General features: G+C 46.0%; 23 protein-coding genes, 2 tRNA genes and 1 other RNA gene. 10 read left to right on the top strand and 16 right to left on the bottom strand.

Features of this window, described 5'->3' with window-relative positions:
* Positions 1-92: 92 nt before the first annotated feature.
* Positions 93-1,439 (top strand): mechanosensitive ion channel family protein, encoded by a 1,347-nt coding sequence (locus M3080_RS05500; protein ID WP_249092228.1) that lies wholly within the window; start codon positions 93-95, stop codon positions 1,437-1,439.
* 70 nt (positions 1,440-1,509) lie between these two features.
* Here M3080_RS05500 and M3080_RS05495 read toward each other — a convergent pair whose 3' ends face one another.
* A complete protein-coding gene (locus M3080_RS05495; protein ID WP_249092227.1) occupies positions 1,510-2,700 on the bottom strand; it encodes a porin in 1,191 nt (396 codons plus the stop codon).
* A gap of 371 nt (positions 2,701-3,071) precedes the next feature.
* Between M3080_RS05495 and M3080_RS05490 the strand changes: the two genes are divergently transcribed.
* The 3 genes from M3080_RS05490 to feoB are packed head-to-tail and all read left to right on the top strand — an operon-like array spanning position 3,072 to position 5,921.
* Positions 3,072-3,311 carry a FeoA family protein gene (locus tag M3080_RS05490; RefSeq protein ID WP_249092226.1) on the top strand — a complete coding sequence of 80 codons (240 nt, stop codon included), beginning with the start codon at positions 3,072-3,074 and terminating at the stop codon, positions 3,309-3,311.
* Between the two features lie 13 nt (positions 3,312-3,324).
* On the top strand, positions 3,325-3,555 hold the full coding sequence (locus M3080_RS05485) for a FeoA family protein (RefSeq protein WP_022472891.1): 231 nt from the start codon (positions 3,325-3,327) through the stop codon (positions 3,553-3,555).
* Positions 3,556-3,572: 17 nt separating this feature from the next.
* Positions 3,573-5,921 carry a Fe(2+) transporter permease subunit FeoB gene (gene feoB / locus M3080_RS05480; protein ID WP_249092225.1) on the top strand — a complete coding sequence of 783 codons (2,349 nt, stop codon included), beginning with the start codon at positions 3,573-3,575 and terminating at the stop codon, positions 5,919-5,921.
* A gap of 284 nt (positions 5,922-6,205) precedes the next feature.
* On the opposite strand, the gene rnpB is transcribed toward feoB, so the two are convergent.
* Positions 6,206-6,516, bottom strand: an RNA gene (rnpB, locus tag M3080_RS05475) — RNase P RNA component class A.
* A gap of 9 nt (positions 6,517-6,525) precedes the next feature.
* Entirely contained in the window at positions 6,526-7,869 is a 1,344-nt protein-coding gene (locus M3080_RS05470) for a sodium:solute symporter family protein (protein ID WP_249092224.1), read from the bottom strand.
* Between the two features lie 187 nt (positions 7,870-8,056).
* Here M3080_RS05470 and M3080_RS05465 point away from each other — a divergent pair, with 187 nt between their 5' ends.
* Entirely contained in the window at positions 8,057-8,794 is a 738-nt protein-coding gene (locus M3080_RS05465; RefSeq protein WP_249092223.1) for a gamma-glutamyl-gamma-aminobutyrate hydrolase family protein, read from the top strand.
* Positions 8,795-9,046: 252 nt separating this feature from the next.
* Here the strand turns inward: M3080_RS05465 and dcuC are convergent, their stop codons facing one another.
* Positions 9,047-10,327 carry a C4-dicarboxylate transporter DcuC gene (gene dcuC, locus M3080_RS05460; RefSeq protein WP_249092222.1) on the bottom strand — a complete coding sequence of 427 codons (1,281 nt, stop codon included), beginning with the start codon at positions 10,325-10,327 and terminating at the stop codon, positions 9,047-9,049.
* 261 nt (positions 10,328-10,588) lie between these two features.
* On the opposite strand from dcuC, the gene M3080_RS05455 reads away from it, so the two are divergent.
* The 3 genes from M3080_RS05455 to M3080_RS05445 all read left to right on the top strand — a co-directional run bounded on the left by M3080_RS05455 (position 10,589) and on the right by M3080_RS05445 (position 13,547).
* On the top strand, positions 10,589-11,746 hold the full coding sequence (locus M3080_RS05455; RefSeq protein ID WP_022473215.1) for an outer membrane beta-barrel protein: 1,158 nt from the start codon (positions 10,589-10,591) through the stop codon (positions 11,744-11,746).
* A 9-nt stretch (positions 11,747-11,755) separates the two neighbouring features.
* Entirely contained in the window at positions 11,756-13,042 is a 1,287-nt protein-coding gene (hemL, locus tag M3080_RS05450) for a glutamate-1-semialdehyde 2,1-aminomutase (protein ID WP_249092221.1), read from the top strand.
* Positions 13,043-13,154: 112 nt separating this feature from the next.
* Positions 13,155-13,547 carry a transcriptional initiation protein Tat gene (locus tag M3080_RS05445; protein ID WP_249092220.1) on the top strand — a complete coding sequence of 131 codons (393 nt, stop codon included), beginning with the start codon at positions 13,155-13,157 and terminating at the stop codon, positions 13,545-13,547.
* Between the two features lie 218 nt (positions 13,548-13,765).
* Here the strand turns inward: M3080_RS05445 and M3080_RS05440 are convergent, their stop codons facing one another.
* The 8 genes from M3080_RS05440 to M3080_RS05405 form a co-directional block, all read right to left on the bottom strand.
* Positions 13,766-14,251 carry a CreA family protein gene (locus tag M3080_RS05440; protein WP_022473212.1) on the bottom strand — a complete coding sequence of 162 codons (486 nt, stop codon included), beginning with the start codon at positions 14,249-14,251 and terminating at the stop codon, positions 13,766-13,768.
* On the bottom strand, positions 14,248-14,763 hold the full coding sequence (locus tag M3080_RS05435; RefSeq protein WP_249092219.1) for an MFS transporter: 516 nt from the start codon (positions 14,761-14,763) through the stop codon (positions 14,248-14,250). Before M3080_RS05435 ends, M3080_RS05440 begins: the two co-directional genes overlap by 4 nt.
* Positions 14,741-15,061 (bottom strand): MFS transporter, encoded by a 321-nt coding sequence (locus M3080_RS05430; protein ID WP_249092218.1) that lies wholly within the window; start codon positions 15,059-15,061, stop codon positions 14,741-14,743. The genes M3080_RS05435 and M3080_RS05430 overlap by 23 nt, the downstream gene beginning before the upstream one ends.
* 74 nt (positions 15,062-15,135) lie before the next feature.
* Positions 15,136-16,647 (bottom strand): hypothetical protein, encoded by a 1,512-nt coding sequence (locus M3080_RS05425; protein ID WP_249092217.1) that lies wholly within the window; start codon positions 16,645-16,647, stop codon positions 15,136-15,138.
* Between the two features lie 88 nt (positions 16,648-16,735).
* Positions 16,736-17,122: a cupin domain-containing protein gene (locus M3080_RS05420; protein ID WP_249092216.1), complete on the bottom strand. Its 387-nt coding sequence runs from the start codon at positions 17,120-17,122 to the stop codon at positions 16,736-16,738.
* A 68-nt stretch (positions 17,123-17,190) separates the two neighbouring features.
* On the bottom strand, positions 17,191-17,610 hold the full coding sequence (locus tag M3080_RS05415) for a MarR family winged helix-turn-helix transcriptional regulator (protein ID WP_249092215.1): 420 nt from the start codon (positions 17,608-17,610) through the stop codon (positions 17,191-17,193).
* Positions 17,611-17,747: 137 nt separating this feature from the next.
* Complete coding sequence (gene ppk2 / locus M3080_RS05410) at positions 17,748-18,857, bottom strand: polyphosphate kinase 2 (protein WP_249092214.1); 1,110 nt, start codon at positions 18,855-18,857, stop codon at positions 17,748-17,750.
* 149 nt (positions 18,858-19,006) lie between these two features.
* A complete protein-coding gene (locus M3080_RS05405; RefSeq protein WP_249092213.1) occupies positions 19,007-20,536 on the bottom strand; it encodes an SLC13 family permease in 1,530 nt (509 codons plus the stop codon).
* Between the two features lie 321 nt (positions 20,537-20,857).
* Here M3080_RS05405 and M3080_RS05400 point away from each other — a divergent pair, with 321 nt between their 5' ends.
* Positions 20,858-22,126: a homoserine dehydrogenase gene (locus M3080_RS05400; protein WP_249092212.1), complete on the top strand. Its 1,269-nt coding sequence runs from the start codon at positions 20,858-20,860 to the stop codon at positions 22,124-22,126.
* Between the two features lie 245 nt (positions 22,127-22,371).
* The gene (locus M3080_RS05395; protein ID WP_249092211.1) at positions 22,372-23,154 is read left to right on the top strand and encodes a DUF134 domain-containing protein; all 783 of its coding nucleotides are present in this window, start codon (positions 22,372-22,374) and stop codon (positions 23,152-23,154) included.
* Positions 23,155-23,249: 95 nt separating this feature from the next.
* Here M3080_RS05395 and M3080_RS05390 read toward each other — a convergent pair.
* The 4 genes from M3080_RS05390 to pcnB all read right to left on the bottom strand — a co-directional run bounded on the left by M3080_RS05390 (position 23,250) and on the right by pcnB (position 25,573).
* A tRNA-Leu gene (locus M3080_RS05390) sits at positions 23,250-23,334 on the bottom strand.
* Between the two features lie 25 nt (positions 23,335-23,359).
* Positions 23,360-23,434 (bottom strand) — tRNA-Val (locus M3080_RS05385).
* A 112-nt stretch (positions 23,435-23,546) separates the two neighbouring features.
* Complete coding sequence (gene folK / locus M3080_RS05380; RefSeq protein ID WP_022473203.1) at positions 23,547-24,029, bottom strand: 2-amino-4-hydroxy-6-hydroxymethyldihydropteridine diphosphokinase; 483 nt, start codon at positions 24,027-24,029, stop codon at positions 23,547-23,549.
* Positions 24,030-24,031: 2 nt separating this feature from the next.
* Positions 24,032-25,573, bottom strand: a complete 1,542-nt coding sequence (gene pcnB / locus M3080_RS05375; RefSeq protein ID WP_249092210.1) for a polynucleotide adenylyltransferase PcnB — start codon at positions 25,571-25,573, stop codon at positions 24,032-24,034.
* Positions 25,574-25,592: the final 19 nt, after the last annotated feature.

The following is a 25,592-nucleotide window of genomic DNA, read 5'->3' as shown; positions in this document are numbered from 1 at the left end:
ACGGTTCACATTTTCCTTGAATTAATTAAAAGCTTCGCTAGACTAGGCTCATAGTGACTATTTTGAGAATAAAAGAAATGCAAGAGGTATCAATGCAACACATGATGATCTTTGTGGGCGGCATCATTGACTTTTTAGCCCGAGAATTAACCCAAAGCGCTTTTTGGTATCAAGTGTTGGCTATTGTCGTTGCAGTCTTGTTGTCTTATTTTGTCGCACGAGTTTGCAGTCAAAAAGTGGCTACTTGGGAAGAAAACTTCTCCAAAGAAACGATCAGTCACAAACTTTGCCGATTTTCTTTAGAACTGACACGAAAACTTTTCTTCTCTATTTTTGCAGCGCTATTTCTCTCTCTTGGTGCCAGCACAATCTCTGATATGGGATTGTTAACAGATAATAACTTCAATCTCATTCATGTCGGTTACCAAATCTTTTACGCCTGGGCACTGTTGGTATTTTTAATTCAGGTATTCGGCGCTTTTATTGCGCCCGATAGCGTTTTGCTGCAAATTAAAAAACCGCTTTATATCCTCTTTTGGATTCTGGCGGTCTTGGAAATTGTCGGTGTATTGCCGAAATTTATCCAAGCCATGCGAGAAATCAATCTGCCCGTCGGCCCTGATTCTCTGACCCTTTGGGCTCTTGTTGTGGGCATTATCACTGTCATTGTGTCCGTTTTGATTGCCCAGTGGCTCTCAGGCCTATGCGATAGCGCCCTTTATTCAGCAAAAGATATCGACAACAATCTCAAAATTGTCTTATCACGCCTCATCCACATCGCTTTCATAGCCATCGCCATTTTGATATCGCTATCTTCCGTAGGCTTGGATTTAACCATTTTGAGTGTATTCGGTGGTGCAATCGGCGTTGGTCTGGGCTTTGGGTTGCAAAAAATCGCCTCCAACTACATTTCTGGCTTCATTATTCTTTTCGACCATTCGGTCAAAATTGGCGATACGGTGGAAGTCGGTGGTTTTAATGGGAAAATCACTCAAATTAAAACTCGTTACTCAGTCCTGAGAAATTTTTCAGGAGAAGAGATGATTATTCCGAATGAAACCTTTGTCACTCAAAACGTGAAAAATTTCACGTTCACAGACAGAGCCTCTGTTGCGACCGTTGAAACAAGTATCGGTTACGACTGTGACGTTAATCGCGCATTGGCAATTTTGGTTGATATCGCCAAAAAACAAGCTCGAATTTTGGAAACGCCCCAACCCTGGGCTGTGGTTTCCGGTTTCGGCAATGACGGAATCAATCTGAAATTAAGTTTCTGGGTAAAAGATCCAGAAAACGGCACCTCTGTTTTACGTTCAACGATTATGAAGGAAATCCTTGAACGCTTTAATCAGGAAAATATTTCAATCCCCTACACAATTCGTGATGTGACTTTGAGGGGCGAATTGAAAATTAAAGCCGCCAATGATTCAGCTCATTAACGGAAAATGCCACTCGGATTTTTGATTTCGAGTGGCATTTTTATTTTTAGCCTCGTTCGAGGTGACCGAATTAGAAGTTATGAACGAGACCGACACCTACTTGAACGCTGTCTTGCTCAAAATGTTCTTTTTCGCTTGAATTCACATCGCTTCCGTCGTACTCCTGATAGTCGTAACCGATGCCAGCATACAGACTCGTGCGTTTGCTCAATTCATAATTGTGGAATAGTGCAACACCATACCGCTTCACATTCATCTTGGAAACTTCAGACGATTGAGTCGTCTCGTCTTGGTAGTAGCTGTAAGCTTTCCCGTCTCCATCGGCGTAGTAAACAGAAACCTGCAATTCACCGCCCCAAATAGGGAAGGCGGAACCCACAGCCACGGCATAACCGTCAAGATCACCCACATAGCTTTCTGTTTCGTCCGTTTCAACCACGGGAACGCCACCGATCATTTGTTCATGCTGGCCGTATTGGAAACCGATGAAAGGCTTCATGAAGCCCATGTCATAATTGGCACCAATGCTGAAAGCCATCGCATCATCAATCGCCTTGTCGTAACCGGTAACTGTCTGACGGTTTTTCATCACGGTATCCACGACAGCCACCGCCGAAAAATTTCCGGTGCTAAACGTGGCTCCCAAAGCCGCATAACGTTCTTTATCACGTGATGGCACCATATCGTCGCCCGAGGTACCGAAAGAATATTGGGCGAAGGCAGTAATACCGGCGAACTCAGGTGATTGGAAAGAGATCATGTTGTCATAAATACCGCGATCCATCCAGTAACCAGCACCTATGTAGTCAGCATAGCCACCGTCCATGGCATCCCCGTTGACCATAAAGATGTCATAGGTTCCTTCACCGGCTGTCAGCGCTCCCATACGCCCAAGGCTCACCGTTCCAAAAGACGAAGTAACAAATAACTGAGCCTCTTTGTCAAAAAGCGTATTTTCTTCAGCAAAAGAGCCGTCATCGGAATTGAAACTGTTTTCCAACACAAAACCGACAGAAAGATCATCGGAGATATTTTCCATACCACGGATCCCGATCACACTGGCCGTATTCGTTCCACTGGCCACACCCCAGTTGTCCGCACTTTCGTGGTTTTTTTCATTATTAACTTTTGAATCGCTTGACTCATGCGTATAGAGCAGACCGGTATCAACCGTACCATATACTTCAACAGAAGCCGCTTGGGCTGAACCCACTGCCACCATCAAAGCCATAACAAAAGAAGATTTTTTAAATGAGCTCATATTATTTCCTTTAATGAGAATAATTCTTATTTCGCAATTTTATTCTTATTTAAGATTCAATTCAATAACTATTTCTGCTTACATCCAAGAATGATTTCTTTATTTATCAATATAGTTATCACTTTCTTACTATATTTTTAATTTTTAAAAATCGTCAGATAGGACAATAATTAATTTCATTAAAACACTATTAATAATTATTTCTATTTAATTTATCTATTTGTTTTACATAGATTTATACAAATTTCTAAAGAAAAAACTTCAGTTAATTCATAGATAAAATAACCTAATTCACTCTTGATATTGAGATTAATTCCTATTACGATTGCGACTTAGATCTGGCGTCCAATCCCGGACGCAGGTGCATGATCATGAAAAAAACTATGTCTCGAATTCATCCTCTAACCGAATCGGACCTGATGACCAATGTGACAGTTGTTCGAATGAAGCTTGATGTTTCCGAACAGGAAAAACTGTCGCAATTGGGACTGCATCAGGGCGGAACCATACGTGTTTTACAACGCGCACTAAACGAACCCCTTCTCTTGGCAATCGGTGACGCCAGAATTGGTGTCAACTACGAAACGGCCCAAAAGATCTTTGTCTATTAAAAGGAATCGGAATATGCAATTGAAAGACATGGCGATCGGAGCTAAGGGTCGTGTGAAATCCATGACCACTTCGACCCCTGAATACCGCAGACGCTTACTGATGCTAGGTGTTACACCGGGAAGCGCTCTTGAAGTCGTCCGCGTTGCTCCACTCGGCGACCCTATTGAAATCCGCATTCGCGGCTGCCTCATCACCGTTCGCAAAGACGAGGCTGAAATCCTTGATATCGACCCGATCGGTTAATGAAGGAGTTTGCAGTAATGAGTCAACATATCATCAGCCTTATCGGCAATCCCAATTGCGGCAAAACAACGTTATTTAATGCTCTCACTGGTTCTCGACAGCGTGTCGGTAACTGGCCGGGCGTCACTGTTGATAAAAAGACCGGGAATTTCTCCTTCGAAGACCACGATATTGAAGTTGTGGACTTGCCCGGTATTTATTCAGTGACCCCGACATCCGTCTCTGGCGAAGATGAAATTGTCGCTCGCGATTATCTCTTAAGCGGCGAAGCACAGGTAGTTGTCAATATTATTGACGCCTCCAACTTGGAGCGTAACCTCTATTTGACCAGTCAATTAATCGAAATGCATGTACCGATGATCGTTGTCGTCAACATGCTCGATATTGCTAAACAACACAAAATCAAACTGGATTTAGGTGCTTTGGAAAAACAACTGGGGTGCCCAGTTATTGGTCTGGTTGCCAACCGCAACAAAGGCGTAGAGGAACTTAAGAAAGCTCTGGTGAAGTTTCTCGATGCGCCCGTCACAACACAAGTCACCGTTCAGTATGACGAAGTGATTGAAAAGGCAGCCGATCTCATTTCCGCTCAATTGGGACTTAAAGAAAACGGCCGCTGGTTTGCCATACAGTTTCTTGAACATGCTCCGGGCATTGAGGATAAGTTCGAAGGCATTAATCTCGAAAAAGTGCATCAAGTTGTCCAAGAAACAGATCAGCATTTTGAAGGCAACACCGATATTGAAATCACTAATGCCCGCTACGAGTTAGTCTCCCAAATCGTTGAAAAAGTGGTCATCCGCGAAGGCGATATCACGGGTACCTTGACCGACCGTATCGACCGCATCATCCTGAACCGTTGGATGGGGTTGCCGATCTTTTTGTTGATCATGTACCTGACCTTCCTCTTTACCCAAAATTTCGGCGCTGTCTTCATCGACTTTTTCGATATTTTAGTGGGCGGCATCTTTGTGGACGGTCTGGGACAACTTCTTGCCTCTTGGGGAACGCCTGAGTGGCTCACGGTCTTTCTGTCTAACGGTATCGGTGGTGGTCTGCAAACCATTTCCACCTTCATTCCGGTGGTCTTTTTCATGTTCCTATTCTTAGCCATTTTGGAAGAATCCGGATACATGGCTCGTGCCGCATTCGTTATGGACCGCCTCATGCGTGCACTCGGACTTCCGGGCAAAGCATTTGTCCCGCTTTTAGTCGGCTTTGGCTGCAACGTGCCCGCCATCATGGCCACACGCACAATGGACCGCGCCAGTGACCGCATTATCACCGTCATGATGACGCCGTTTATGAGCTGCGGTGCACGCCTTCCGGTATACGTTCTCTTTGCCACAGCTTTCTGGCCGACAAACGGTCAAAACCTGGTCTTTGGTCTCTATCTCATCGGCATTGCCGCTGCCATCTTGACGGGTTATCTCTTAAAACGTACGGCTCTTCCCGGCGCTGCCAGCGCTTTTGTCATGGAAATGCCGCCGTACCACATTCCGACTCTCAAGGGCGTAATGCTTCGCACCTGGGATCGTGTCCGCACCTTTATGTTCCGTGCCGGTAAAGTGATTGTTGTTATCGTGGCATGTCTGGCATTCTTAAATTCCATGGGCACAGACGGCTCCTTCGGTAATGAAGACAGTGAAAAATCGGTTCTCTCGCAAGTCGGCAAAACCATTGTTCCGGTCTTTGAACCTATGGGCATTCAGGAAGAGAACTGGCCTGCCGCCGTCGGTGTGTTTACCGGCATTTTCGCCAAAGAAGCGGTAGTCGGTACGCTTAATTCGCTCTACGACACATTAGCCGTTGATAAGGCTCACGAAGAAGCTGCCGCAACCGGTGATGAGCCTGCTGAAGAAGGAGGATTCTCTCTCTCGGATACCTTCTCTGAAGCGGTTGGCACAATCGGTGAAAACTTCGCCGGTTTAGCCGGAGCGTTATCGGATCCCTTAGGTATCCACGTTGATGATCTCTCGGATCAAGCTTCTGCTGCCGAAGAGCAAGGCGTATCCCTTGGCACAATTGACACGATCAAAACTTTGTTTGGTTCTAGTTCCGCGGTCTTTGCCTACCTCCTGATGGTCTTGCTTTACGTCCCGTGTGTAGCCGCTGTTGCTGCGATCTATCGTGAAGTGGGGACAAAATGGACAATTTTCGCTTGCGCTTGGACATTGGCGCTCGGCTACTCTGCCGCCACCATCTTTTACCGTGTGGCTAACTTTGCCGCTGCACCAGTCTATTCAATCGTCTGCATAGTGATTGCTCTTGGCATCCTCTACGGTATGTATTGCTGGATGAAGCGCATGGCAAAAAAAGATGCCGGGAAAGGTCCGAAAATTATTCCGATCATTCCTGTAGCCTAATTATTTTCTTTCTCTGAAAAAGGCGGCGATGGGCACCTTGCCGCCACTTGCCCCGGAAGGTTTCACCTTTCGGGAATTTTTTCAAAAAAAACGCGGATGAAAGCATTGACCGATACCTTCATCCGCGTGCGACCTAACGAGAGATCGTTGATCATTTAGGTTTGATTGAATCAAACGTTTTTAGCGTCGATAATCCTACTCCACCCAACAACGGACGGTATAAGAACGGGAAAGATTTTTTAGCCTAAAGGCAAAAGAATGCGTTTTTGAAAAAAAGACAGGAAAGACAAAGCCCACCGATAAGCCGGATTATGTTTCGAGAAAAAGCATCCTCGACCGACAATCATTCATCTAGGACAAAACTCGCGCCTTGCCTCAAGCCATCTACCCGCAACCTCCCCGAGCAGGATCAGCGGTTGCCTATTTGATGTTGCTCCCCGTAGAGATTGCCCGTTTCACCCGACCCTAACGCCGGCTCGTCTCTGTTGCTCTAATCCGTACCTTGCGGCAGGCAGCCGTTAGCTGCTACGGTGCTCTATGGAGTCCGGACTTTCCTCGTGAACCAATGGTTCCCGCGATCGTCGTGGCGGACTTTGCCAGGCGCTCATTTTAACGAATTTTCTCTTTTCGGGATCACAGATGGATTTTCCATCTGACTCGTCTTGGAAAACCAGGCAAACATGGCAGACAAAACCACGCCCACGATGGCGAGTGGCCAGCCCGTTAAATTCCCTGCCAGCCCCAAAGCGCCGCCAATAATAGCTCCGACAAGCCAGATACGTTTATTGACCGAACCCTGTTTCTTTAAGAGCAGTACCAAAAGGGGCACTGCAACCCCCGGCACAAATAGAGCGTACGCATATAAGAGCCAGCCGATGATGTCCGAGGATTGATAAGTCAGTAAAACCGCTCCAAAACCAAACAATGCGATCAAGCGGCGCAACCGTGATGATTGGTCCCCATCAAGAAGATCCTTTTCTACAATACCCGCTGCAGACAATAAAACCGTGTCAGCCGATCCCGCTAAAGCGCTTACCAGCCCCAGCGCCAGAGCCACTTTAATAAAAGAAGGCATAACAGAGGCATCGGAAAGCCACCCAGACAAGGGGTTGGCTGCCGACAAATTGCTCATTGCCAAAAACGTAATAATGACGGCAAAAACCAATAAAAGTGCGGATCCCACCCATGCTCCCAATGAGGCCGAGCGGCTAGAGGATGCAGCAAATGTTCTTGAAAAAATATCAGGCCCGACCATATAAGTGACGCCCACCAAAAGAGCAAGCTTCAGCCAATCCCAAGCACCAAACGAATCATTAAAAGGAATCGGATCAATTGCGCCCCAGTCGACACTGGAGCTTGTCAGGCACCAAAGGGCTGCCGAGACAAACCCACCGGTTAAAAGAGCTGTCTGCATGGCATCTGTACGAAGAACAGCTTTTTGTCCGCCAAAAGCCGTGTGTAACACGATGGCCACCGTCAGAAGTAAATAAAGCACTTCCCCTTGTGATGAGGGCAGAATATCTGTCAATAAAGTCCGAAGCGCCGTGAATTGAGCGGCAACTACCCCTACCCAACTCACCACGATAATAAAAGCACTCCAACGCTTGGCACCGTTGCCCACAAGACGCCCCAATACATCGGGTAAAGTACAAGCTCCTGTTGAACGAATCGCACGGGCGATCCACAAACCGTGCAAAAAGAGCCCAATTGCACCGACCCCCAGCCACCAAAAAGCAGCTGTTCCGATCTTTTGAGCCAAAGCACCAATACCGAGCGTGGCAGAGCCTCCGATGATGGTACTAACCAAAGATAAGGCACAGAGTATGGCGCTGGCGCCGCCACTTGCCGTTAAAAAATTTCGAGCATTTTGTTCTTTTGTTTGTTTAGAGCGATACACACTCAAAACAATTAACAAAAAGATGTACAAACAAAGTAAAGCAAGAAGCATAGGGACGATCCGGCAAACGTCAGATGGAGTTCTGATTGTATCGAAAAAGTTCAGAAACTTTAGAATCTTCACGGCTCTTCTGACTATCTCTCTTTTCTGCAAAAGATTGGTGATAAACTGAGAAACTGGTTTTACGCCAACAAAACATAGACAGATTGACCTTCAAGGTTTACCAAGAAAGGAAACTATGATGAAGAAGATGCGCATTGCCATTACGGCCGATACGTTGCCACAAATTTCCCACGTCATCAATCACAAACTCGCTCCTTTTGCACCGCGTCAGTTGGTGGAGGTGATTGACGAGCTCGGCGCGATTCCCATCATTCTTGCTGATGTTCATAACGCTACTCCGGAAGACTTTGTTGACCTTTTTGATGGTTTGATTATTCCGGGTGGGCCTGATGTGGATCCGAGATTTTTCGGTCAGCAACCTGTTCGTGCACTCGGCCGCACAAACTACAAACGCGATGTTTTCGAGCTCGGCATGGCCAAAGCCGCCCATGCTGCAGGTAAGCCCATGCTCGGCATCTGTCGCGGTTGCCAAGTGATCAATATCGCTTTCGGTGGAACAGTTTGGCAAGATTTGACGACTCAGTGCTCCGATTCTTATATCCAACACTCACAATTAGCGCTTGGGAACTACCCAGTGCACGAAGTACGCCTGACCGAAGGTTCTTCTTTATTTGAAACGCTTGGAGAAACGGCTCAGGTTAATTCACGCCATCATCAGGCCGTCAAAGATCTGGGCAAGGGACTGAAGGTTACAGCCGTCGCCCTCGATGGAGTCATTGAAGGTATAGAGGGCACGGAGGGTGCATCTATCGTTGCCGTGCAATGGCATCCAGAAAATATGTGGCCGGATCACGAAGAAATGAAGCGAATTTTCAGCGATTTCCTTGCCCGCGTCAAAGAAAGCGTTCAATAATCTGCGAGGGACGCCGTCACCCTCTTCTCAATCGGCGGCACATCGATTATTGCACTTTATTTCTGACTAATTTGGGAGTGTTGTCAAAGTCTTCTTTAGACCTATTCGACACTCCTTATTTCTTTGCAAAAAGGCCTGTTTTTTTTGAGTTAGAAATTTTTTTGTTTAAATAAAAAGGGATTACAGCGTCCCTTCTGATAACGGGACTTCTGTAACCCCTTTCTCAAACTTTGCTAACTTTAGCCGTTCTGACTAGACCATAAACAAAGCCAATACGAAAACAGCAATCGTGCAACCCGGTGCGGTGCGTTTGACGACGTCCATCGGATTAGCCATAGCGATACCGGCGACAACAACCATAGCACCAGCGATCGGACTCATCGTACGACCCAAAGCACCCGTTAAGAAGGCTAGGGCACCTAGAGCTTTAACTTCCATGCCAAATTCAGGAGCATGCGGCGTCACAGCTTCGTTGAAGGCCATCGTGGCAGCGTCACCGGAACCAGTAATCGTACCCATGATCCACGGACCAAGGGAACCGCCCCAACGGGCGATGTCATTTGAATGCTTCAATACGTCAACGAACGTATCAATCAAACCGGTAGCACGCAAACCGGCAGCGAACACACCAGCGGCGATGATGATACCCATCACATCAGCGTATCCTTGACCCATACCGTTGAAGAATTTCTTGGAGAATTCTTGAGGATTGGTACGGTCCATAGCATAAGCGACCAACAAAGTAATGACGGCACCCAAGACCATGGCTTGAGCCACACCCATCTTGATAGCGGGAACCCAAACGTTACCAACAACGAGGATCGTGATCGGGATGAGCGTCATGATTGCCTTTAGAACACTGGGCTTAAAGCCGTCATCATCCGTTTGAGCAACAGCTTGAGCTGTCTCAGTCTTGCTACCCTTATGGTCTCCCAAAACCAGGCAAACCAGAAGGATACCGACAACAACGATCGATGCGGAAATAATAGACCATACAGCATGGAAGCCAATGAATTCCATGACTTCGATGTTGGCCATAGCTGCTACGAACGCATTGTGGGATGTGCCAGGAGAAAGGAAAGAGCCAATCGTACCGCCCATCACAGCGGCTGCGGCAGCGGCAGGTTTAATACCGGCTCGCAACATCACCGGAATCAAAGTAGAACCAACAGCAGCAGCACAACCGGCAGCAGACGGAAGAGCAATGTTAATGAAGAAGGTCACGATCGTGCAGATCGGGATCAGGAGAACACCCAAACCGCGGATGGGCGATGCTAAATAGTGAACAAGACTGCGGTCACATTGGGTGTAACTGGCAATAAAAGCAAAACCCATCGATGAGCAGATATTCATCACCAACGAATTGTTGGTCATGGACTTGGCAAACGAATTCAAGGCACTGATTGGATCCAAAGACACCAAGCAAAGCACAAAACCAGCGGTAAAAAGCACCAAACGCGTTTCATAGCGCTTGATCAAAGCGTAAACCGTCACAATCGTAACAGCTATAGCCAACCATTCAAGTAAAGACATAGAAAATTCCTTTCGAGGTTAAAAATCCTATGAGATGAGCGTTCTTAATGACGTTTTCTCATCACTGCTAAGTATCCTACTGTTTACACTTTCTGCCCACAGGAAAATCCCTGAACTAAAACCTGCCTCCGTTTGCCCCCTGTGATACTCTCAGCAGTCATTTGAAAGAGTCACTTATCAAAGAGGTGGAGAAAGAGGGAAAAACATGAAATAATTGAACATTTTCCAAAACTTAACAAACAAAATACAAAGGAGCACACAGTGCCCTCATTGAAAAAAATTGCATTGGCCACTTCACTCTCCCTGGCCGCTGTTGCCGCTCATGCCGGCTTTCTCGACAGTTTCGTCGAAACCCTTCCCGGTGCTGTCTCCCCCTATCCGGACGCAGGCTTTGTCGGCAATCAGTTAAATGGTATGCATGACATTATCGAACACGGTCGTACTGGTCTTTTAGTTCCGGCCTATACCAATCATCCCCGCTGGGACTACGACAACCGTGATGAAGAAAACGCCTATCCGTTTGGGGCTGGTATTTCCCGAGGCATCATCGATGAACACGGTAATGAACGCTTAATGTATATGATGCTTTTCCGCGATTCCCATTATGAGTTTGAACCCATTATGGGCTACGCTTGGGTCGCCCGTTTTCCCATTGCCAATTCCGGCTTTCATTTGGGAGCGGGTTACACTGCCGGTCTAACCTTCCGTCAAGACTACAACTGGTTGCCGATTCCAGTTCCGCTTCCTCTTGTCAGTGCCGGCACTGATTGGTTTAATGTGTACGCCACGTACATTCCGGTTTCTAACGTCTTTTTCTTCTTCTCCAAGATTGAATTTGACGATCAGTCTCGACGCTTCTCCCCGTGGCCCGATAGTGTTGCATCAGCGTGGTCTAACACAACCGAACTTTACGCACAGGGCTCTTGGGTAAAAACGGACCTCTCTGACGGAGGCGGCGACGTGCCGGGCGGATTCACATTAGACTCCGACTCCGGCTATAAGTTTGGTATTCGCCATTTCATGGATCGCCACTGGGCTTGGGATTTAAGCTATCAAAGAAGCGAACATGATTTAAATGCTCCGGGTAAAACGGTTAATAAATACCGCCTGACCAATACCAACTTAATGCTTCAGTACCACTTTGAAGTGTTGGATGCCATGCGCATGCATGTCGGCGCCGGTGCTGCTTATTCTGAATTGAAAGCAAAAGACGGCGGTGACTACAAAGAACACAGCATCAATCCTGTTGTTCAAACGGGCTTTACCTGGGCGGTTACGGATCATCTGCGTGTAATGGGTGACATGACCGTTAACTTCCCGCACTTCCACAATGTGGAAATTAATGAAAACGAAGCCCTTGACGGACGTTTCAAGCCTGCCAACACGAGCTTTAACTTAGGTGTGGGTTACGCCTTTTAAGGATTAAAAATGGATACGAATGATTCATTATTTGAACGCGCCCGTCAAAGCATTCCGGGCGGCGTGAATTCTCCCGTCAGAGCCTTTGGCTCAGTCGGCGGTTCTCCCCGATTTATGAAAAAAGCCCAGGGTCCCTACATGTGGGACGAGGACGGCAAACGCTACATTGATTACATCGGATCATGGGGCCCCATGATTTTGGGACACAACAACCCCGAAGTCATTAAAGCCGTACACGAAGCCGTCGATATGGGCCTGACATTCGGCTGCGCTACCCAACGAGAAATTTTAATTGCCGAAGAAATTAAAAAATTAATTCCCTCTATTGAGGAAGTGCGTTTAGTAAGTTCTGGCACTGAAGCGGGCATGAGCGCCATTCGCCTTGCACGCGGCTTTACGGGACGCAATAAGATTATTAAATTTGAGGGTTGCTACCACGGCCACAGCGATAGCCTTTTGGTAAAAGCCGGCTCCGGTATGCTCACGTTCGGCAACCCGAGTTCTGCGGGCGTTCCCACCGGTGTAACGGAACACACGCTTGTTCTCGAATACAACAATCCCTCTCAGCTTGAAGATGCTTTTAAGCGTTACGGAGACGACATCGCCTGTGTAATCGTGGAGGCGGTAGCCGGCAATATGAATATGGTTCCGGGCAAACCGGAATTCATTCAAACCATGCGCAAGCTTTGTACTCAATACGGTGCGCTCTTGATTGTCGATGAGGTCATGACTGGCTTTAGAGTCGCATTGGGCGGAGCTCAAAGTCTCTACAACGTGACTCCTGATATCACAATGTTTGGTAAAGTCATTGGCGGCGGCATGCCCGTGGCAGCCTTTGGCGGCAGACGCGATGTCATGGAAAAGATTGCCCCCTGCGGTCCCGTCTATCAGGCTGGCACACTCTCCGGGAACCCTGTTGCAGTTGCGTGCGGCCTAGCCACTTTGAAACTTATTCAACAGCCGGGTTTCTACGATCGGCTCTCTGCTCAGACATCTCGTTTAATTGAAGGTTTGAAAGCTGCTGCCAACCAAGTCGGCGTAACCTTCTCGGCTCGAAGTGTCGGTGGTATGTTCGGACTTTATTTCTTGGATAAGTGTCCCGAAGGTTTTGCAGACGTAATGAAGTCTGACACCAAACGCTTCAATGTGTTCTTCCATAGCATGTTGGATCAAGGGGTTTATTTCGCACCTTCTGTTTTTGAAGCAGGTTTTGTTTCCATCACCCATAGTGATGAGGTGATTGACGAAACCGTTAAAGCAGCTAAGGTGGCCTTTGAAAAAGTGGCCAGTATTTAAATTTCTTTTTCCTCTTTTATTAAGCCGAAAGACTGAAATGTTTTTCGGCTTTTTTCGTCATGCAAAAACAGCTGCATCGGAGTAACCTGGTCAAAACAGCCAAGAGGACCATATGCGAAAGATTTTTCTATTTGCCTTTGTTTTTATCAGTTCATTTCTGACAAGTGTCGCCTTTGCCCACCATTATGGCTACAACCATCATAACGGTCGTTATTATGACGATAGCGGCCGTTACGAAGGACGTATCGACAACGGTCGCCTTTATGATCATAGCGGTCGATATCAAGGAAAAGTGGATGCTAATGGCCGCCGCTATGACAGCAGCGGTCGCTATCAGGGACGTATGGATTCTTCCGGACGAATTTACGACAGCTCCGGACGCTACCAGGGACGAATCGATGCCGACGGTCGCCACTATGACCACTCCGGCAGATATTTAGGTCGAGAAGACACCAACGGTCGCTTTTATGACAACACCGGTCGTTATCAGGGACAAATTCGTTAGACACGGGAAATTTCCCACAATTGCCACTTTTTTAAGCAACGAGTTAACTCTCTGTTCCACTTGAGTTTTCTTACAAAAATATGAAAGTTATTCACAATTTCTGTGGATAACTTTCATAAATCAAAATTCCGCAAAAAGTGGGAAAACCCTCATTGATTTTTAGTTAAAACCAATAAAACTCAAAATAATGAGGGTTATTTTTCCATGTAAGTGGGACTTTATTGCACTTTTGGAAGCGGCTTTATGTAGCCCTCTGTCCCAAAAAGCGGAATCGCAGAGAGTGAATGATGGAAACTACCGCTTGTTTCTTTGGTGGAGTAAGCAACATATAGAAGCGTCTGAGATTCTGCATCATAGATACGGCGAATCTTCATATTTTTCAGCAACACGCTCTTTGAGCGCTTAAAGATTACTTCTCCCGATTTACTTTTATCAATAGCCTCAATCATCTGGCGTGTGATAGGGCCCGTTCGGTGGCATTCAATGGAATTGTTGGACGGATCGCTCAATGACAAATTTGCCTCTATGCTAGCCACATGACAGGTCACTCCTGTCACCACAGGATCGGTAAAGCGATTAATTTTGATGTCTTTAAACGTAAAAATACCCAACGAAACATCGCCGACATCCTCTTCGCCGCAACCGGTTAAACCTACCAATGCGGCGGCAAGGACCAATAAGCATTTGCCTTTTGTTAATTTCATTGCCATCTCCAAAAATCTACTTTTTGTCGAAAAATATTACTCGAAAAAGACACAATTACCAAAAAGGCCGCAAGCATTAATAAGGCAGTAGAAAGACTGGTGACTTTTGCGATGAATCCAATAAGTGCCGGGCCTGTCAAAAGTCCTGCATAACCTAAAGTTGTCACAGCAGCAAGCGCCAAACTCATTAGCATTTCGTTTTGATCCGCTGTACTGGCAAAGGCAATCGGAATGACGTTGGCTAATCCTAGTCCCAACGCAAAAAAGAGTATGACAACAAGCCAAATGTGAGGCAATAGGACACATCCCGTTAACATGAGAGCGCCAATCAGACAACCATATCGCACACAATTTCTGGGACCTGCATACGCAATTAATTTGTCGCTAATGAGACGCATGAGGGTCATGGCCGTAGAGAAAGCTGCAAAGGCAAAACCAGCGTTTTCAATCACAGCCGACTTTTCTTCGACCAAGAAAACACCACCCCAGTCAAGCACCGCCCCTTCTACCATAAAAAGCAAAAAAACAAATCAATCCCAACCAAAGCACGAAACCTCTTGGCCAAACAAAAGATTGGGATACACCTTGAGCTTTGCCTGCGTCAGGTAGAAGGGAATTGACCGAGAATCCCCAAATAATGATACAAATCAGCAGCCAAACGCCTGCGGCATAAAGTAATTCAATCCCGACATTGAGAAGAGTTGCCATCGCTAAAGCGCCAACCATGCTTCCCAGTGAATACAGAGCGTGAAACCCGGCAATCAGGCGTTTTTCGCTTCGATGATCTACTTCAACAGCGTGTACATTCATCGAAACTTGAAGCTCCCTCGTATGAATACGAAGGATTCACTTTGACCAACAAAAAGCTTTTCAGGCGGAGATGCTCACGCAGCGCTCGGCTTGACGTCACTTTTTGCACAAAGTGTTCGCGATAAACTCCTTACCCGCTCCTTCGGCTTTTCAACCTCCGGACTCGTGAGTCTCGGAACCTCTTTCGACGTTCCTTGATCGTTACGAAGTTCATGTCGGCATAGACCGCTATCGCTCAACAGCGCTTCCGCAGTCGCCCACTCGTTTAACAAGCGGGTTCGGTCATGCCCTTTTTCCGTCACATGGCACGCTAAGAACGCTGACATCACATCCCTTTGAACCAGAATGTCTGTCTCGCCCCAGCGATGCCACCGCTCTTTCAACGCCTTCTTTCGGTACGTGTCCGTGGCAGGATCGTATTGCGACAATTTCAGCTCATAGGCGTTTAATTCAATCACTTGACTGTTAGCTCTTTCAGCCGAACGCTTCAAGTGACTGACAAACGTTCCCATGCCTGTCCTTGTCGTTGATTTCCCAAAGTTTCGTTGATACGAACGGTAACTGTTCTTTTCGATCTTGATCGTGCCTGCTCGTTGCAGCAGAAAATTCGCCAGCTCCCCGTGATCACGCTTGCGCGTGGCCGCCAAACACCGATGGTGTTCAGCCAACTTTACTTGGAGTTTTTCCATCCGACGACTGATCTTCCAAGACGTCGGAGACGGCTTCGCCGTCCCGTCCGCATTGAAATGATCAGGATTGTTCGCCCGTCTGGATCGGTCGATTTTGCACTGCAATCGGCGGATCGCTTTTTCCTGCATATCCACATTCGGCGCTACCCGAACAAGTCCCGCTTTCTGCGGATGGAAATAAGCCAAGCCGCTTGGTCCTGGATCTATTCCCATCACTTCCGACTTCGGCGCGTAGATCTTTCTAACCGGGGGCATCCCTTCCAGACAGATTTGCGCGAACCAACGCTTCTTACCGTTGAGTGTCCGACGGGCAATACGGCAATACTTAATGCGTTTGGTTTGAGTCGGCTCGATAGGATCGGCCAAGGCTTCCTTGAAGTAGGAGGTATCTGGAATCATTAGTTTCATGACCTGTTTGCGCCAAACAATTGATTGGCGGTCAGGCTTGAACATGATTTCGCGATTATCCGTTCCTTCAATGGAATTGAGTCCTTGACGATAGGACTTAAAGCGTGGTTTACCGGCACCTAAGAACATGTAGCGCTCCAACGCGCGCCAAACAGTTCGTCCGACACACTGGGCTTCGTGAGCCCCGATGTCGTTGCGACCGCTGGCCTTGCGGTGGTTATTTGCTATTGTTCTTAGACCGTTTTCGGTTAAACCATAGGCTTTTTGCAGATCGGAAAAGCGTTTGCTGCGTTCTTTGCCTTGGGGCATTGAACGCGTTTGGCGCCACGGCAGACTCTCCCGCATTCGTTGGAGTCTGCCTAAAGCGGAGCCGAGCGTGGCGTTATACAACGTCCGCCCAAGCTCGAATGCCTGAGTGAGAAAACGATTTTGCTGATCGTTCACACACAGCGGCAACTCGATGACAAATGTAGGAGTATTCGATTTCATGATCGGTATCCTAGCCGATATTCATACTGATCGCCTTATCCCCTGACAAAGTCAGAAATTTGCGGCGTTAGCTCTCTATCAATCCAAACTACTTCAACCAAGACGGCTTTTTAAATTCTTCTGAAATGATCCCATCCGACATCGTATAGCCTTGCAAGCTGCCCGCCCTGCTTTGGATACAAAGGTAACGCAAAGCGCTGTCGTCTGCAGCCTTTAAACAACGCTCACCTTTGGGATCTACTCGCAAACAGTCTCCTTCAGAAATAAGGAATTCTTCACCGTCGACGAAAAAGGATCCCTTTCCTGACAAAACAATATAAAGCTCCTCATTATTTTTGTGGGCATGCACAAAAGGGATGCTTACCCCAGCGGGCAGATTATTTATCGAGACTTCGGTTCCAGTCAACGATAAGAGTTCGTGAAGTTCTGTACGGCTAGCCGTCATATTCACATGTTGTAATTTTGCATTCTTCATTTTCTTCTCCTTTAGTTCGATATCGAACTTTTAATAAAAACAAAAGTTAGTATCAGTTGATCAATCCGTCAATCAACACATTTTTTAAGTAATCTTTCCAACGTCTTGATTTCTTCTTCAGTCAGATTCTCTGTTATGAGTTGGTTGAGCCCCTCAGAAATTTCCTCGAAAATAGGTTCTAACTCAAGGCCTTTTTCCGTCAGAGAAACTAAAATTCCGCGACTATCCTTAGGATCACACTCTTTTCGAACATATCCCGCTTTTTCTAACTTATCCACTAAAACTGTTACGGTGGATTTACTACGCTTGACACTGCGAGCCAAATCCCCCATGTTGCATGTACCTTTAGTAAAAAGTTGAACCATGACATCTCCGTGGCTAGGAACAATTCCCTTTAGTCCGGCTCTCTCCAGCGACGCAAGAATATAAGCGTTACCTTTGGCACGAAGCTTCGCAGCATCGGAAAAAATAGATAAATACGATTTCATAATTTTCCTTTAATTCGATATCGAACTATATTAAATAAGTCAATCATTGTCAAACTCCTTTCTGCTCAAAAAGAAAGGACACCAACTTAAACGACTTTCCGTTTGCTTGGTGTCCTTTATGTTTTTACCGTTCTAAATTACTTCTTAGGGGTCGCAGTAATGGACGGTTCTTCGCCTTGTTCAAAAACAATATTGGCGCGGCCTACGATAAGGGGATCCACGGGACCGATCGCATTTTCGTTTTTGTTAGTGTAGGGCAAGAGGTGTAACACGTAACGCATCGCATTAAGACGTGCGCGTTTTTTATCATCACTCTTTACGACAATCCAGGGGCACTCCACCGTATCGGTGTTCAAGAACATCATTTCTTTAGCACGAGTGTAATCATCCCACTTTGACAATGATGCTACATCAATCGGAGACAATTTCCAGCGCTTTAACGGGTGAATTTTCCGTTCTTTGAAGCGACGGCGCTGTTCATCACGGCTCACTGAGAACCAGAACTTAATAATGTAGATGCCGTTATGAACAAGATTGCGTTCAAATTCAGGACACTCTTTCATGAAGCGGTCATATTGCTGCTCATTACAAAAACCCATCACTCGTTCAACACCGGCGCGGTTGTACCAAGAACGGTCAAAAAGAACCATTTCTCCACGTGTCGGAAGATGTTCAACGTAGCGTTGAAAATACCATTGCCCCAATTCGCGTTCATTCGGCTTTTCCAAAGCTACAACGCGAGCGCCACGAGGATTCATGTGTTCCATGAAGCGCTTAATGGTGCCGCCTTTACCGGCTGCATCTCGGCCTTCAAAAAGAATAACCACGCGCTGCCCGGTTTCCTTAACCCAAGCCTGCAACTTCAACAATTCCACTTGAAGGGCAAACTTTTCCTTTTCGTACGTTTTGCGATTAAGACGATTTTTGTATGGATAGACTCCGGTGCGCCAATCTTTAACCAAAATATCGTCGGGATTATCCACTCGCGAACTGGTTGCCGCGTAATTTAGACGTTCTTGACGAAGCAAAAGACGTAGCAAGCGAATGCGATCTGCGGGTGCTTCGCCTTTGAGAATAGTCCCCAATGCTTCCAATTCTTTTTGATCGGCGGCTTCCGTTGTTTCATCGGTCACAATACCTTGCACTTCATCAGTCGCACGAGCGTGAGAAACATCGCCTCTGGAAACAAGTTGGCTTCGATAAGGACCACGTTTGGACTTAACTGTGTTTTTCGAATTTTCGGTCATGATTTATGATCCTAAGAAAAAAGAGAATATCTATTTATTGTGCTCCAGGAACAAAATAGTATCAATAAATAGTATCCATAATTGCAAACTTATCAAAACGTTTTGGGGCGGTTTAACCGCCCCAAATGAACAGAAGTGTGTAGATAGAATTAAGGAATCATTCCAACACTAAAAACAGAGCAGATGATCGTGACAACAACGATCCCGCAAACATTAAGCCAAAAGCCTGCGCGAATCATCTCAGCAATACGAATGCGCCCCGTCCCGAAAATAATGGCATTAGGCGGAGTACCGACAGGCATCATGAACGCAAGCGATGCGCCGAACGTTGTTGCCACCAAAAGCGCTTCAGGATGCATACCAATAGAATCGGCAACGGCCGCAACCAAAGGCATCATGGTTGCAGCAAGCGCTGTATTGGAGGTAAATTCGGAAGCAAAAACCGTTAGCGTTGTAAGACCGCTGATTGCAGCAACTTCAGGTAGCGATGATAAGAACGTTGCTTGCGCTCCGATAATATCCGCCAAGCCTGTCTTTTGAATCGCAGCGGCCATAGACAAACCACCGCCAAATAACAACAAGACATCCCAAGCAACTGTATCGCTCGCACTGGACCAATCCAAAGCGTGTACTCCACGCTTATAGTCAACAGGGATAATGAACAAAATAATCCCAGCTCCCATTGCGATAACCGTATCAGACAATGCTTTAAATGGTGTCATATCTCCAATCTGAATGCCGCGAATCACAGGACCAAAACACCACAGTAGAGCCGCCGTCACAAAAACCGTCAAGACAATTTTTTCACCACGAGACATTGGTCCTAATTTGGAATACTCGTGCATAACCCAATCTTTTCCACCGGGCAATTCGCTCACCAATTCCCTGAATAAAACCTTTGTCATTAACAGCTGAGTTGCAACAATCATCACAACAACAATGGGAAAAGCAATAAGCATCCAATCAATAAAGCTCACGGGGACGTTATAGGTTTGTTCAACAAAGCGCGCAAAAATACCGTTGGGCGGCGTGCCAATCAATGTTAGAACACCGCCTAAACTGGCTCCATAAGCGACAGCCAATAAGACACAGACGCCGAAATTGTGCTCGGCACGGTCTATCGGTAAGTCTTCTCGGGTTGAACGAACGACTTTCAGCACGGCCAGAGCAATCGGAACCATCATGGCTGCCGTTGCCGTATTACTCACCCAGGCGGAAATAAACGATGTTGAGAGCAAAAGTCCCAAAATGATCTGCTGAGGCTTGGTTCCGACGATGCGAATCGTTAACAATGCAATACGACGGTCCAAGTGCCAACGAGCTATGCCCGCTGCAATTAAAAACCCACCTAAAAATAAGAAAATGGTGCCGTTTGCATACTCTTTGAGCGTATCTGACGATCCCATCACGCCAAAGAGCGGGAAAAGCACTATAGGTAAAAGGGAGGTAACAGCAATCGGGACAGCTTCGGTAAACCACCAAATGGCCATCCACAACACAATAGCTGCACAAGCACGCGCCGCATGAGAAAAGGTTTCAGAGACCCCGGCTGAGGTTGTGTATTGCTCAGGAAGAATAAAGTAAAACAGCAATGCCACCAACGGACCGAGAATTAACGGAATAAGTTTGGATTTGTTGCTGATGGCGCCAATTTCAATACTGGATTCATGGTGCTTCATAAAGGAGCTCCTTTCTTGATTCGTCCAACGGGCGGATCACTGATGGTGCCAGAGATGCCAGTTTGATTTGTAGAAACAAGATCTTTTGTTAAGATCGTTATTAATTTTGATGTTAATCAAATTTAAAAACCAGATCAAGCGATTTTGAATATTTTTTATAATTTTTCTCAATCAAAATAAGGAATTTTTCTTAGAGGAATAAAGAAACAAATAATTGAAGATAACGACAAAAAAGAACAAATCGGCTCCATTTAGGCGAGATACAAAATGTATTCTCATCCTAGGTTAGAATGGAATAGGTTGTGAAAGAAAGGATTTCAAATGGCAGAAAAATTAATCGTTGGCATGGCAGGATTCGGTACTGTAGGCAGCTCTGTCTACCAAGTCTTAAAACGAAACGCTGCGTTAATTCATGCGAGAGCAGGCAAACAGATTGAAATTAAACGGGTAGTTTGCAGAAAAACTGATAAGGTCATCTTGCAAACACAGGGAAACGTCATCGCCAGCAACGATTTAAATTCAATCATTGATGATCCTTCAATTTCTGTTGTCATTGAACTAATGGGAGGCATTGAACCCGCTAAAACATTTATTTTGAATGCCTTAAAAAACGGAAAAGATGTTATTACCGCCAATAAGGCTCTTTTAGCTACTCATGGCGATGAAATCTTTACAGAAGCTCGAAAACAAAATCGCTCCGTTTTCTTTGAAGCCTCGGTTGCCGGCGGTATTCCTGTTATCAAAGCATTACGAGAAGGACTTGCCGGTAATCAAATTTCCGAAATTAGCGGAATTCTCAACGGCACCTGCAACTATATTTTGAGCGCAATGCACAAAACGCCTCTGTCTTTTGCAGAAGCATTAAAAAATGCACAACAGTTAGGTTATGCTGAGGCTGATCCGACCTTTGATATCGAAGGATTGGACACTGGGCATAAATTGTCGATTTTGACTTCCCTGGCCTTCGGTGTTCCCTTTCACTTTGATATTACGGCTGTTGAAGGGATAAAAGGGATTTCTTCTCTTGACATTCAATTCGCTCAAAAGCTCGGTTTTGTCGTTAAACTACTGGCTACTGTAGAGAAAATCAATGATCGTCTCGCTTATCAGGTTGCGCCAACCTTAATTCCTCAAAACAGCATTCTGGCTCAAGTCAGTGATGCCATGAACGCGGTTGAAATAGTAGGCGACGCTGTTGGCAAAACCCTCTTTTACGGAGCAGGCGCCGGAGGCGAAGCTACCGCCAGTGCGGTTCTTGCCGACGTTATAGATATTGCCAAAGGACATAAAAGCATTGTCAAACCAGACTCTGCCACTGTTGTGACTTTTCTGGATAACAATGAAAAAAGAAATAAGAACTACATTCGATTTAACTCCAGCAGCTTGAATGACTTAACAAATCATGTTTTGCCCACGCTGGAAAAACATCAAATTGTCGTTGAAAAAATTGAGGAGATTAATGAGAACCTCGTTCTTTTGACTCAAGAAATTGACGAAAAAACTTTACAAAAAGCCTTGACGGAACTTTCTCAAACATATTGCAATCAGCTTTCATTTACACGTTTTCGCTTGGCAAAAAGCGTAAATTAACTTCAAGTTATCTCAAAAAGAGGCGAAACTTCATGTATCGCCTCTTTTCTGTTCCCTTTTTCTTGCTAAACAAAGTCAGTGATTTTCGTCTCATTTCTAAGCACGGATCCAAAAGAAAACTCATGTTTTTTGAGAGTCATTTATTGATGAGTCAACAAATTTTGTGCAGAGATTGATTTGACCTTTTGTTGGAATAGTTCTATCCTATATCCGACATATGTCGAATATTACGGACGTGAAAAACCATGCCAAGACCCAGTCGATGCCGACGAATATGCTCAGAACCTGTTTTTAGAGCGTTTAATTCCGAAGGAAAAAGCGATCCTATTACTCTCTTTGTTGATGAGTATGAAGTGATTCGTTTAGTGGATTACGAAAAAAGAACACATGAACAATGTGCTCAGCAAATGCAAATTTCGAGAACTACCGTTACCGAAATTTATGAAAAGGCCCGATTCAAAGTCGCAGATGCGATCGTAAATGGCAGACCTTTATTGATTGGTGGCGGTCACTACAGAATTTGCAATGGATTAGCTGAACACACTTGCCCTGGTCGTTGCCGTTGTAGACATGGGAAACAACATCAAGTCAATCAATTTCTCCAAGGAGCCAATACTATGAAAATTGCGATCCCCATCAAAAACGAAAATATTTACCAACATTTCGGTATGGCAGCTGCATTTAAGATTTACGATGTAGAAAATGGTCAAGTCGCTTCAACCAAAGTTGAACAGACTAACGGACGCGGACATGGTGCCATGCTCGACATTCTTCTTGCTGAGAATGTGAATTGCGTCATTTGCGGCGGTATTGGTGATGGTGCCATGCAAGCGCTGAAACAAGCCGACATTAAGCTTTATGCCGGTATTGACGGTGTAGCTGACGAAGCCGTCACATCCCTTTTAGCCGGAAATCTTCAAAGTAATTTGGAAGCGGCCTGCAGCAAACACCAGCATGCCCATCATGGACAATGTCAGCATGACAATTGCGGTCAACATGGCGATTGTCACTGTGACTGTGGGAAATAATCAGTTTTGAAATAGTTCTTGCTTGAATCCGATCTGATGCTCAATTTTCAGATCGGATACAAAAAAGCACGTTAAAAACGTGCCATTCTTTTAATTGGTGCCCGGGGAGAGACTCGAACTCTCACGGCTCATCACCGGTGGATTTTGAATCCACTGCGTCTACCATTCCGCCACCCGGGCATTTCAAATTGTCATCACTTACTACTGGTGCGCGATACAGGGTTCGAACCTGTGACCCCTGCCGTGTGAAGGCAGTGCTCTACCGCTGAGCTAACCGCGCGCTTGAACAAGCGAGGATTGGAATTATACCGAGCTTCTTAGGCTTGTCAAGAAAAATTACTAAAAAATTTTTCTTGATGGTGCAAAAGCCGATCAAGGCATAGCTTACCGAACTAAAGAAGTCGTTCAATTCCTTGTTCTGCAACGCTTTTCAGATAGTTTTTTGCCAACCCTTTCCCTGGAATAACAACTTCAGGAGAAATTTCACAAAGAGGAACTAAAACAAAAGCCCGCTCATGCATTCGAGGATGCGGAAGCGTTAAAAACTCGCTTTGTCTCACTTCATCCTCAAAAAGCAATAAATCCAAGTCCATTGTACGGGGAGCGTTATGAATACCTACCGGCCGGACACGCCCAAACTCCTTTTCGATTTCAAGCAATCGATGCAATAGTTGCTCAGCGGTCAACTCTGTTTTAATTTCGATGACCGCATTAATGTAATCGGGGCCGCTCGAGTCAATCGGTGTCGTTTTATAAAACGAAGACGTTTTAATCACAGCAACTTCATCTTCTTCATTGATTCGATCAATAACATCTTTTAAAGCTTGCTGAGCTTGCCCAAGATTAGCTCCCAAAGCAACATAGGCCTTTGCCATCATTAATCCTCAATCTGAATTTTTTTACGGCGAATGGCAGGACGGCGACGGCGTTTAGGCCGGGCCGCTTTAGTGTTCTGCGAGAGTTCTTCGTCATCAATGAGGTCAATCATGCCATCGCTGCCGGCTGTACCGCTTAAATCACGCACAAGCTGCCAACTATCGGCCTCGAGCAGCAATTGTTTTTTAATTTGGGCCTTACTGGGTCGCTTCGGTTCGCCTTTTCTCGGTTTTCGCGCCTGGGCGTTCGCAGCAGCTTGCTCGCGAACCATCTCTAGGCGGGTTGCTTCGTCAACCTCTTGGAACTTAGTCCACCAGTTCACAATCGCAGGATCAACGTATTCCAATTGACTTCTTAAAAGCATAAAGTCGTACCCGGCGCGAAACTTTGGAATATTCAAAAGTCCCATTGCCGACTTTGTTCCACGACGCAGCAATTTAATTTGTAGAACCCAAATTGTCAGAATGTCCTCTACAAAGCGCTTTTGAATAGCCAGCTTCTCGCATTGCTTATCAAGAACATAGCGGCCTGCTTCAATCATCGCCTGTATTTGACTCTCACCACGTGAAATACGCTCTTCAAAGTGACGGTACGTTAGGGGCCACAACAATGTCGCAAAGAGAAACGACGGAGAAACCTTTTTACCGATTGCAATCCGCTCGTCGGTCCGCTTCATCGCGAGCATTAAAAAGCGTTCCCCTTTTTGCTCTTTTAGTGCCACTTCTAAGAGAGGAATTACATTACGGTATAGCCCCAACTGTCGCAATTTTTCCGTACAGTCAATGGCACGGCCGCAAGTAAGCAATTTCACAGCTTCATCAAACAAACGAGCCTCTGGCACATTGGCTAAAAGCGGCGCCAAACGACTGATTGGCTCAAGCGTCGCTTCATCAATTTTGAACTGTAATTTAGAGGCAATGCGAACCGCTCGGAGCATGCGAACAGGATCTTCCCGATAGCGGTCTTCCGGATCTCCGATCATTCTCACGACGCCATCCAAGATATCACGCATGCCATTATGGTAGTCAATGAGCTCTTCCGTTGTGGGGTTGTAATAAAGCGCATTAATGGTGAAGTCGCGTCTTGCCGCATCCTCCCACATTTCCCCGAAAACATTGTCGGAAATTACGCGTCCGAATTTATCTTTTCTAACTCCGGCGCCTTCTAATGCACGAAATGTTGAGCACTCAATTTTCTCCCGACCGAACATGACGTGCACAAGCCTAAAGCGCTTTCCGATGATAATGGCACGCTTTTGACAACGCTTGACTTGTTCGGGCGTTGCATCGGTTACTACATCGAAATCTTTCGGAGTAACGCCAAGCAAAAGATCGCGAACAGCGCCACCAACCACATAAGCTTCGTAGCCCGCCCGCTGCAGATTTCGCACCGTTCGCATTGCTTCCAGACTGACTAACCGCCTATCAATTCCGTGTTCATCACGGCCAATAATCCGCGGGGTTTTTACGTAGTGTTCTGGTTCTTTTTTTGTTTTTGAAGAAGAAAATAATTCCTTAGTGTAGGCAATAATGTTTTTAAACATTGTTCGTCCTTGAAAGGCG

The organism is Parasutterella secunda (assembly GCF_023336895.1).
Classification (GTDB): domain Bacteria; phylum Pseudomonadota; class Gammaproteobacteria; order Burkholderiales; family Burkholderiaceae_F; genus Aphodousia; species Aphodousia faecalis.
This window is presented reverse-complemented; position numbering and strand designations above follow the sequence as displayed.

Bases quoted from the DNA above. Each gene is read 5' to 3' on its own strand.
- M3080_RS05415 (WP_249092215.1), bottom strand. From the start codon at position 17,610: ATGAAATCGTATTTATCTATTTTTTCCGATGCTGCGAAGCTTCGTGCC.
- M3080_RS05500 (WP_249092228.1), top strand. From the start codon at position 93: ATGCAACACATGATGATCTTTGTGGGCGGCATCATTGACTTTTTAGCC.
- M3080_RS05420 (WP_249092216.1), bottom strand. From the start codon at position 17,122: ATGAAGAATGCAAAATTACAACATGTGAATATGACGGCTAGCCGTACA.
- M3080_RS05465 (WP_249092223.1), top strand. From the start codon at position 8,057: ATGATGAAGAAGATGCGCATTGCCATTACGGCCGATACGTTGCCACAA.
- M3080_RS05485 (WP_022472891.1), top strand. From the start codon at position 3,325: ATGCAATTGAAAGACATGGCGATCGGAGCTAAGGGTCGTGTGAAATCC.
- folK (WP_022473203.1), bottom strand. From the start codon at position 24,029: ATGGCAAAGGCCTATGTTGCTTTGGGAGCTAATCTTGGGCAAGCTCAG.
- M3080_RS05405 (WP_249092213.1), bottom strand. From the start codon at position 20,536: ATGAAGCACCATGAATCCAGTATTGAAATTGGCGCCATCAGCAACAAA.
- ppk2 (WP_249092214.1), bottom strand. From the start codon at position 18,857: ATGACCGAAAATTCGAAAAACACAGTTAAGTCCAAACGTGGTCCTTAT.
- M3080_RS05470 (WP_249092224.1), bottom strand. From the start codon at position 7,869: ATGCTTCTTGCTTTACTTTGTTTGTACATCTTTTTGTTAATTGTTTTG.
- M3080_RS05490 (WP_249092226.1), top strand. From the start codon at position 3,072: ATGAAAAAAACTATGTCTCGAATTCATCCTCTAACCGAATCGGACCTG.
- M3080_RS05430 (WP_249092218.1), bottom strand. From the start codon at position 15,061: ATGAATGTACACGCTGTTGAAGTAGATCATCGAAGCGAAAAACGCCTG.
- pcnB (WP_249092210.1), bottom strand. From the start codon at position 25,573: ATGTTTAAAAACATTATTGCCTACACTAAGGAATTATTTTCTTCTTCA.
- M3080_RS05395 (WP_249092211.1), top strand. From the start codon at position 22,372: ATGCCAAGACCCAGTCGATGCCGACGAATATGCTCAGAACCTGTTTTT.
- M3080_RS05495 (WP_249092227.1), bottom strand. From the start codon at position 2,700: ATGAGCTCATTTAAAAAATCTTCTTTTGTTATGGCTTTGATGGTGGCA.
- M3080_RS05400 (WP_249092212.1), top strand. From the start codon at position 20,858: ATGGCAGAAAAATTAATCGTTGGCATGGCAGGATTCGGTACTGTAGGC.
- M3080_RS05445 (WP_249092220.1), top strand. From the start codon at position 13,155: ATGCGAAAGATTTTTCTATTTGCCTTTGTTTTTATCAGTTCATTTCTG.
- hemL (WP_249092221.1), top strand. From the start codon at position 11,756: ATGGATACGAATGATTCATTATTTGAACGCGCCCGTCAAAGCATTCCG.
- M3080_RS05435 (WP_249092219.1), bottom strand. From the start codon at position 14,763: ATGGTAGAAGGGGCGGTGCTTGACTGGGGTGGTGTTTTCTTGGTCGAA.
- M3080_RS05425 (WP_249092217.1), bottom strand. From the start codon at position 16,647: ATGAAATCGAATACTCCTACATTTGTCATCGAGTTGCCGCTGTGTGTG.
- dcuC (WP_249092222.1), bottom strand. From the start codon at position 10,327: ATGTCTTTACTTGAATGGTTGGCTATAGCTGTTACGATTGTGACGGTT.
- feoB (WP_249092225.1), top strand. From the start codon at position 3,573: ATGAGTCAACATATCATCAGCCTTATCGGCAATCCCAATTGCGGCAAA.
- M3080_RS05440 (WP_022473212.1), bottom strand. From the start codon at position 14,251: ATGAAATTAACAAAAGGCAAATGCTTATTGGTCCTTGCCGCCGCATTG.